This window comes from Corallococcus sp. CA054B (assembly GCF_003611625.1).
Lineage (GTDB): Bacteria > Myxococcota > Myxococcia > Myxococcales > Myxococcaceae > Corallococcus > Corallococcus coralloides.
This window is the reverse complement of record NZ_RAVY01000407.1, coordinates 1-1,033: the sequence shown is the minus strand read 5'-3', so window position 1 is coordinate 1,033 and position 1,033 is coordinate 1. Positions and strand designations below refer to the sequence as shown.

General features: G+C 68.4%; 2 protein-coding genes. Both read left to right on the top strand.

What is annotated here, in order from left to right:
• The coding region (locus D7V80_RS41045) for a sterol desaturase family protein (protein WP_120593155.1) at positions 1-536 on the top strand (536 nt) is incomplete at its 5' end.
• A gap of 94 nt (positions 537-630) precedes the next feature.
• A partial coding sequence (locus D7V80_RS41040) for a hypothetical protein (RefSeq protein WP_120593154.1) occupies positions 631-1,033 on the top strand: 403 nt, incomplete at its 3' end.

Here is a 1,033-nt window from a genome sequence, read left to right as displayed (position 1 = left end):
GACGGACGACGGTGGGGCGGGCCCTGTTGTTCATCCCGCTGGGCCTGCTGACGTGGGTCGTCATGGAGTACGGCATCCACCGGTTCTTCTTCCACTGGGAGGGCAAAGGCCCGCTCACCCGGCGGGTGCATGAGATTGCCCACGGCTACCACCACAAGTACCCGGACGACTCCCAGCGCCTGGTGATGCCGCTCATCGTCACCATCCCGCTGTCCTCGCTCATCGGGGTGTCGCTGTGGTGGGTGGGCCGTCCGGCGGAGATGCTCCCGTACTTCGTGGGCATCGTCTGGGGCTACGTGACCTACGACACCCTCCACTGGGCCACGCACCACCGCACGCCGCGCACGGCCTGGGGCAGGGCGCTGCGCGCGCACCACATGGCGCACCACTTCGCGACGCCGGACCGCAACTTCGGCATCAGCAACCGGTGGATGGACACGCTGATGGGCAGCGGCGGGCGGCGGCCCGAGCGCGCGGGGAAGATGGCGTCAGGCGAGGACGCCCGCTCAAAGGAGCGCCCCAGCCTGAAGGTGTGAGCCGCCGCCGGGTCACCCGTTCATCCCCACCCGGCCGGTCCTTCACTCCTGGCCCCCGTGGCTGAATCCTCTCAGTCCCGAGACTGGGGGGCACATGACGATTCAGTTTGGGTTCATCGACCAGGGTGATGGCGCCAACCTCCGGACGCTCCCCGCGGAGATGAAGGGCTCCACCTGTCTGACTCCGGCGCCCCTGCCTCCGGGCACGCGGGTGAGCGTCATCCGGGACCACGCCCAGGCACCTGGCTGGTCCTACGTCTCCACCGTGGTGGGGGGATACCTGTTGCAAGGCTATCTCCAGACCTTGCGCATCACGACCCAGCTGCCGGAGCCCGCGGCGACGCTCTATCAGGTCCGTCCGGGAGAGCGACTGGAGCCCATCGCCGCGCGCATCTACCGGCAGGCCATCCAGCCCGGGCGGGACCTGCGCTTCTACGAGAACGTCATTCATCACGTGAACGTGAAGAGTGGCCGCAAGGGGGTCCAGCGCATCGACG